The following is a 7,355-nucleotide window of genomic DNA, read 5'->3' on the forward strand; positions in this document are numbered from 1 at the left end:
GACGCAGCCACCCGGCCACACGGCCACCCGGCTACACGGCCACATCGCCCCGTGTCGGTGCCGCAGACGGACGGCCCCGACAAGCACCCGCGCATCCGTGCACCCCTCCATCCGCGCAGGCCTCCATCCGCGGACGCCTCCATCCGCGGACGGAAACCTCCGGGCTTCCCGGTCGGGCATGACATCCAAGAGGGAGCCCCGTGAGCGTTTGAGCGGAGCCGTGGGAGAACATCAACGTTCTGACCGCCGCCCCGAGCCCCGCGTCGGCGAGACCTAGCCGACGAGCTGCTGGGCGAACACGTGCGGGGTGAAGCCGGTGAGATCCCCGATGCCCTCGCCCTGCCCGACGAGCTTGATCGGCAGCCCGGTCTTCTCCTGCACCGCGAGCACAAAGCCGCCCTTCGCGGAGCCGTCGAGTTTCGTGAGCACGAGCCCGGTCACCCCGGCGTGCTCGATGAAGGCCTCGGCCTGCGCCAGCCCGTTCTGACCCGTGGTTGCGTCGAGCACCAGCAGGACCTCGGCGACCGGTGCCTGCTTTTCGATCACGCGGCGCACCTTCCCGAGCTCGTCCATCAGGCCGCCCTTGGTCTGCAGGCGGCCGGCGGTGTCGATGATCGCGATGTCGTACGATCCCTCGATCGCGCGCTGCACGGTCTGGAAGGCCACCGCGGCCGGATCCTGCCCCTGCTGCTGCGGCTTCACGATGTCGACGCCTGCGCGGTCGGCCCACGTCGCGAGCTGTTCCACAGCGGCGGCACGGAAGGTGTCCGCGGCACCCACGATGATCTTCTTGTCGAAGGTCTTCAGGTAGTTCGCGAACTTCCCGATCGTCGTGGTCTTGCCCACGCCGTTCACGCCGACGACCAGGATCACGGCGGGGCGCTCGGACAGTCGGAGCGTGGGATCGTAGGCGGCAAGCCGCTCCTCGACCGCGTCCCGCAGCATGCTGCGCATCTCCTTGACCTCGGTGACCCGGTGGCGTTCTACCTCGGCGCGCAGATTATCGAGGATCGCCTCGGACACGTCCGGCCCGAAGTCCGCCGTGATGAGCGCCGTCTCCAGCTCATCCCAGGTGTCCTCCGTGATCAACGCCGGGCCACTGAAAATGTTGCGGAATGCCTTCGAGAAGGACCACGATCGCTCTGCCATGCCGCAAGTCTAGCGAGGACGGGGCTGGCGGCGGGCCCGGCGACCCGGCACCGGTCTGCGCTGCTCCGGGCGCTGGTCATTCCGACGGCACCGGCTCCGGGGCGTCCAGGAGCTCCCTGAGTTCCGCGGCGGTGAGCGCCTGCGAGAACAACTCCTCGTCGTCGATCACGGCGTCGAACAGGGCGCGCTTGCGCTGCTGCAGCGCGAGCACCTTTTCTTCGATCGTGCCGAGGGCGATCATTCGGATCACGTGCACAGGTCGTTCCTGTCCGATCCGGTGAGTGCGATCGATGGCCTGCGCCTCGCTCGCGGGGTTCCACCAGGGGTCCAGCAGCACCACGGTGTCGGCCTCCGTGAGGTTGAGCCCCACCCCTCCCGCCTTGAGGCTGATCAGGAAGACGTCGGCCTCGCCCCGACGGAATCGTTCGATCACCGCATCCCGCTGGCGGGTGCTGCCGTCGAGCGTGACCGTGCGCACGCCCTCCGCTTCGAGCCGTTCCCGCGCGAGTGCAAGGAAGGACGTGAACTGGCTGAAGACGAGCGTGCGCCGTCCCTCCGCGGCCAGTTCGGTGGCGTGCTCGACGAGCGCGCCGAGCTTTGCGGACGGCAACGCGGCGTAATTGCCGTCGATCAGGGAGGCGTCGAGTGCGAGCATCCGCAACAGCGTGAGGGACCGGAACACCGTGAAGCGGTTTCGGTCGAGATCCGGGATCAGGCCGTAGAGTTTCTGCCGCTCACGCTGCATAAACCGGTCGTAGAGTTCCCGGTGTTCCGGATCCAGCTCGACCTCGAGCACCTGTTCGTGTTTGTCCGGGAGCTCGCTGGCCACCAGCGCCTTGGTGCGGCGCAGGAGGAATGGGCGGACCCGTTGCCGCAGTCGCGCCGTGCGCGCGGCACGCAGCTCGGCCTGGCTTTCGGGCCCGCTCCCGGCCCCCACGCCGACCGAAATCCCGAGCGCCGGCTGCTCAATCGCCCGGACGTACTCCTCCTCGAAGCGTCGCCCGGACGGGAACAGCCCCGGCGCGACGATCCGGCAGAGCGCGTGCAGCTCCCGCAGGGAGTTCTCGATGGGCGTGCCGGTCACCGCGAGCTTCCAGGCGACCGGGAGCTCCTCAGCGAGTTCGTTGCCGCGCGCCCGTGCATTCTTCACGAACTGGGCCTCGTCCAGGATGAGCCCCGCGATCCCGCGATCCGGATCCGCCGCGACCGCGCGATACGCGGCGAAGTCGAGCCGGAAGAGTGCGTAGCTCGTGATGACCAGGTCCGCCGCCCCGAGGTCGCCCGCGACACCACCGGCGCTCGGCTCGGCCGTGCGCTCGCTCGCCTCGGTCACCCCGCGCACCCGGACGCGAAGGCCCGGGGCGAACCGGGCGGCTTCGGCAGCCCAATTGCTCATCACGGAGGTCGGGGCGACGACGAGGAAGGGGCGGTGCTCCCCCGTCTCACGTGCGTGTTCGATCAGAGTCACACACTGCAGCGTCTTCCCCAGCCCCATGTCATCCGCGAGGATCCCGCCCAGGCGGGTGCGCCACAGGAACGCGAGCCAGTGGAAACCGTCCCGCTGATAGGGCCGCAGTTCCGCCGCGATTCCCTGCGGAACCGGCACCGCAGCCGGCGGCGCGTCCTGCACCGCGCGCACCTCACGGACCAGAGAGCGCCACGCGTGAGCCGCCTCGCTCTGCTCCGCAACGTCCTCGAAGTCGGCCCACTGCGCCGCCTGGTGGCGACTGATCCGCGGCCCGGTCTCCCACTCGTCGAGATCCCGGGCCTCCGCGATCAGCTCCGCGAGCGGAGCGAACGCCGGGTGCGTGAGCGAGAGGTAGCTGTTGTCGATCAGGAGCAGCTTCGTCCGGCCCTGCGCCAGCGCGCGGAAAAGCGGGGCGAACGGCACGCTGCGGCCGTCCACCGTCACGATGACGCCGAGATCGAACCAGTCCTCCCGTTCGCTCGGGACGACCGTGATCTCGAGCTGCGGGGTCCCGGCTGCCTCACGGTACTCGGGCGCGCGCCCCGTGCGGCGCACCTCGATGCCCGGTGTGCGCTCCAGCGCGGGCAGCGCACCGGCCAGGAAGGCGGCCGCATCCGCGCCGCGCAGCTCGGTGTCCGGCGGCAGCGCCGCGTCCAGCCAGGACTCCGGGAGCAGGTCTGCGCCGCGCAGCGCCGGGGGGATGATCTCCGAGAACACCGGTGCGGCGCTCGCCGATTCCCCCGCGCCGTCCCCCTCGACCGTGCAGCGCAGCGAGAGCCGGTGACCGCTGCGCCACGCGGCGGTGATCACCAGCCGGGCCGGCGGTGGATCCGGAATCACGACCGAGCCATCGACGCTCGTCAGGGTGAATCGCGTCCGCAGCTCGGGCAGCCCCTCCCCGAGAAACACGTCACGTTCGGCGGCGGGAACGGTGAGCAGCGTGGGCCTCCCGCGCGCGTGGGTGCTGGCATCGGAGCGCTCGGCGGGCGCGGCGGGATCGGCGGGATCGGCGGGATCGGCGGACTCGGAGCGCTCGGAGACCTCTCCAGCCGCGGCGGCCCCGGCACCCCAGCCGGATCGAGGCCCGGGTCTCGCATCAGCGAGGACGGCACGCTCCGCCTCGCTGAGCGAGCCGGCCACGGGGGCCAGCCAGATACCGGCCCCGCTCCCGGGCACGGCGTCCGGGTCGGCCCCGTAGAGCCCGTGATCAGCGATCGCGCGCACGTGCGCGAACGGCACGAGGAGTTCGTCCACGGTGACGCGCGGAGCGAACTGGATCCCGCCCTCCGGGGTCGCCGCGGCATCGAGGGTGAGTCGGGCCGCAGCGCTGACACGCACCGATGCTCGCGGCCCAGTTCCCACGAGCGCGATGCCGAGCGTCTCGGCCTGCGAGAGCAACGTCCACAGCGCCGGGCTCGCGAAGTCGTCCAGGAATACCCAGTTGGGGTCCTGCCCGACCGTGATCGTCTCCGCCGCGCGGTGCAGCGCCACGAACTGCCGAAACCACCGTTGCTGAGCCGGGTCGAGGTTCAGCCGGCTGCCCTGATGCCCGATGTTCGACCAGCTCAAGCCACCGCGCGCCCAACCTCGAGCCGTGCGCATCACCGGGCGAGTGCCCAGCTGAAAGATCCCGCTCCCCGGTGCTTGCCCCGCTTTCACGGCACGAGACGTCGGGCCGTTCCACCGGTCCGCGGTGCGCGGGATCATTTCCCGGAGTTCGAACTGCAGCGCGAGTTCGAGCCAGGTGCCGGGGGCCGACCCGGCAGTCCCGCCAGGATTCCCCGCGGTGCCCGATCGGCTCGGAGTACGCGATCCGGCACCCGATCCGGCGTCTGATCCGGCACCCGCAGGATCAGGATCCTCACGACCCATCATCCGGTCCAGCTGGGACCGCCACCCGCGTTCCGTCACGAGCGCCGCCCCTCAACGGCCCCGCTACGCACGCGCGCGGGATCACGCTGCGGGCCGTGCGCCGCGGCGTCCCACTTGCTGAGCACCTCATTCATACTTCGACCATGCTACGAGGGACCACCGACAGACCTGCGCAGCGGATGTGAACGGGCGGCATTGCGGTCACGAACGAACGGGTATATTTGAAGGTGTCATCCGCGGCCCTCGGGCTACGGCGCTCGGGACGGCCAGCGCTGCGGATAGCCGCACCGCACGCGGCGATCCCGCGCCAGACCGCGCCGGAGCTGAAGAAAGGCCAGATTCGTATGCCCGCGAGTGGGTCCCCCACACACCACGAGCCCGTTTCGAGTGTCCCCGGGGGCGCACGAAATGACCGGGAGGCCGCGGCAGCCCAGCGCGACATTGCGCCGGAGCTCGCCGAAATCGCCGACGCGGCTGTGTTCTCTGAGCGGAGCCGTGGCACCGACGCAAAGATCGCGTCACGCGCGGACGGCGACTCCCTGCGCGCCACGATCGCCCGCTACTATTCGCTGACAAAACCGGGCGTGCTCTACGGCAATGTGCTCACCGCCGCCGCGGGGTTCCTGCTTGCCACGGGCGTCGCACGGCACTTTGATGTCTGGCTATTTCTCACCACGATCGTGGGCACCACGTTCGTGATTGCCGCGGCGTGCGTTCTCAACAACGTGCTCGATCGCGATATCGACGATCGTATGGAACGCACCAAGAAGCGCGCCACCGTCTCGGGCAGCATCAGCGTGCGTGGCGCCGTGATCTTCTCGATCGTTCTCTTCGTGCTCGGAAACGCCACGCTCATCGCCTGGACCAACTGGCTCGTCGTCGTGACGGGGCTCGCCGGGTTCTTCACTTACGTGGTGCTGTACGGCATGCTTTCCAAGCGAATGAGCGTGCACGGCACCCTCGTGGGAAGCGTGTCAGGTGCCGCCCCGATCTTTGCCGGATACGTCGCCGTCACCGGAGTGATTGATGCCGGCGCGATCTTCGCGTTCCTCGCGATCTTCTTCTGGCAGATGCCCGAGTTCTACTCCATCGCGGTGTACCGTCGCGACGAGTACGCTCGCGCCGGCGTCCCCGTCATCACGGTCGTCAAGGGGATCCCGCGGGCGAAGGTCGAGATCCTGATCTACACGATCGCCTACGCCGTCGTTTCGGTGCTCCTCACCCCGTTCGGCTACACCGGCTGGGTCTACGCCGCGGTCATGGGCGCGCTCGGGCTCTGGTGGGTCATCATCGGCATCCAGGGCTTCCGCGCAACGGACGACAGCGCCTGGGCACGCCGCATGTTCCGGTTCTCGCTCATCATCATCATGGCGTACAGCCTGATGATCTCTGTGGGGCCGCTGCTCCCCTAGTTGCGAGTTCTCGCACGGCGGGCGCATCGAGCGGGTGCGGGTGCGGACATGGACTCCGCTGCGGGCTGCGGCTGTGGCTTCGCTTTCGGGCTGCGGCTGCGGCTTCGGCTTCGGCTTCGGCTTCGGCTTCGGCTTCGGCTTCGGCTTCGGCTTCGGGCTGAGGCTATGGCACCGACTGCAGATGCGGCACCGGCTGCGGCCTCGACCCGACTGCGACCGCGACCCGACTGCGGCCGCGACACCGCCTGCGCCTTCGCCTGCGGCCAGACTGCGGCTGCGGTCTGGATACGACCGCAGCGAGACTGCGGCTGCGGGCTGAATACGGCTGCGACCTGGCTGAGGCTGCGGCCAGACTGCAGCTGCGACACCGACTGCGCCGGCCCGACTGCGACTCGCTGAGCCCGGCTCTTATGCGGCCGTCCGAATACGCCCGGTGGCCACGCCTGTTCCGCCGGGATGACACGGTAGTCCGGATCGATTCCGGCAGCGGTTCTGCCTCAGATCTGTGCCCGGTGACACGGGTTCCGGATTGTCGGCAGATACGCGCATACGAGGTCGCGGTGCTGTGACTGCTCACGCACGGCGCGTTTTCTCACTTCGCAGCTTCCGACAGGCCGGTGTCCTTGTCGTGATTCGCGGCCGCTTTGACGGCACCGCATACGCATGCACCAGCTTCGGATGCCCAGATTCCTCATGCCCACTCTCGCGTGCGTCGTCAGCGCCATCGCGACCCTCGGACGAAGCATTTTTCTTCCTCACCCCAATTCGAACAGAGTTTCGAATCGTTACCTTTCCGTGTCCTCTTCGGAAACGTACTACACCCATCAGGACTTCCTCCCGCACGCTTCCCCGAGCGGACCAACTTCCCCGTGTTTTCAACGGTTTCGCGGGGTTCGTTGTCGGTGGTGTGTGCTGGAATTGCTGCATGACGTTCACCGGAGACACGCAGCATCCCGAACCCCTCCCAGAGGGTGGTTCGGGTGCGAGTTTTGGGTCGATGGTCCCTCCCCGGATCGTGCGCGTCGACGCACTATTGACGTCGCTTGAGGCGTGGGAGCAGGAGCAGCGGGGTCGTGACGCGGAGCGGTTGAGTATCCTCGCGGATCTTCACGAGGCCGCCCTAGGTGCAGACGCTGGCGCGGAGTCGGATACCGGCCAGGCCACGGGCTCTAGTGCTGTTGGCCTTGACGCAGGTGTAGGTGCTGGTGCTGGTGCAGGCGCAGGCGCAAATGCCGATGCCGGTGCCGGTGCCGGATCGAATGCGGAGTGCGCTCCCGGCGACGCGAACCTCCCCGATACTCACCCAGCAACCTCGACACCCGACGAGCCCAGAGCCCCCACCCCATGCACGTCGCCGCAGTCACAGTCCCCGTTGCGGGTATCGCCCGCGTTCCAGGGGAAGAACAGTGAGCTCGCGTTCCGTTCCCTCCGGGCGATGGTCGCGATGGCCTGCC

General features: G+C 68.8%; 4 protein-coding genes. 2 read left to right on the top strand and 2 right to left on the bottom strand.

Annotated features, from left to right (window positions below; translation table 11 throughout):
* Window positions 1-273: 273 nt before the first annotated feature.
* Together ftsY and D3230_RS16225 are read right to left on the bottom strand one after the other, a co-directional pair.
* Complete coding sequence (ftsY, locus tag D3230_RS09835; RefSeq protein WP_202344844.1) at window positions 274-1,149, bottom strand: signal recognition particle-docking protein FtsY; 876 nt, start codon at window positions 1,147-1,149, stop codon at window positions 274-276.
* 76 nt (window positions 1,150-1,225) lie between these two features.
* Window positions 1,226-4,528 carry an SNF2-related protein gene (locus tag D3230_RS16225; RefSeq protein WP_202344845.1) on the bottom strand — a complete coding sequence of 1,101 codons (3,303 nt, stop codon included), beginning with the start codon at window positions 4,526-4,528 and terminating at the stop codon, window positions 1,226-1,228.
* Window positions 4,529-4,833: 305 nt separating this feature from the next.
* On the opposite strand from D3230_RS16225, the gene cyoE reads away from it, so the two are divergent.
* Window positions 4,834-5,901 (top strand): heme o synthase, encoded by a 1,068-nt coding sequence (cyoE, locus tag D3230_RS09845; RefSeq protein ID WP_202344846.1) that lies wholly within the window; start codon window positions 4,834-4,836, stop codon window positions 5,899-5,901.
* Window positions 5,902-6,826: 925 nt separating this feature from the next.
* Window positions 6,827-7,355 (top strand): hypothetical protein (locus tag D3230_RS16020; RefSeq protein WP_237467257.1); only part of this gene is annotated, 529 nt, incomplete at its 3' end.

This window comes from Leucobacter chromiireducens subsp. solipictus (genome assembly GCF_016758195.1).
In the GTDB taxonomy this organism is placed as follows: domain Bacteria; phylum Actinomycetota; class Actinomycetes; order Actinomycetales; family Microbacteriaceae; genus Leucobacter; species Leucobacter solipictus.

What these genes read in the sequence shown, in the direction of transcription:
- ftsY (WP_202344844.1), bottom strand. Translation starts at nt 1,149, where the DNA reads ATGGCAGAGCGATCGTGGTCCTTCTCGAAGGCATTCCGCAACATTTTC.
- cyoE (WP_202344846.1), top strand. Translation starts at nt 4,834, where the DNA reads ATGCCCGCGAGTGGGTCCCCCACACACCACGAGCCCGTTTCGAGTGTC.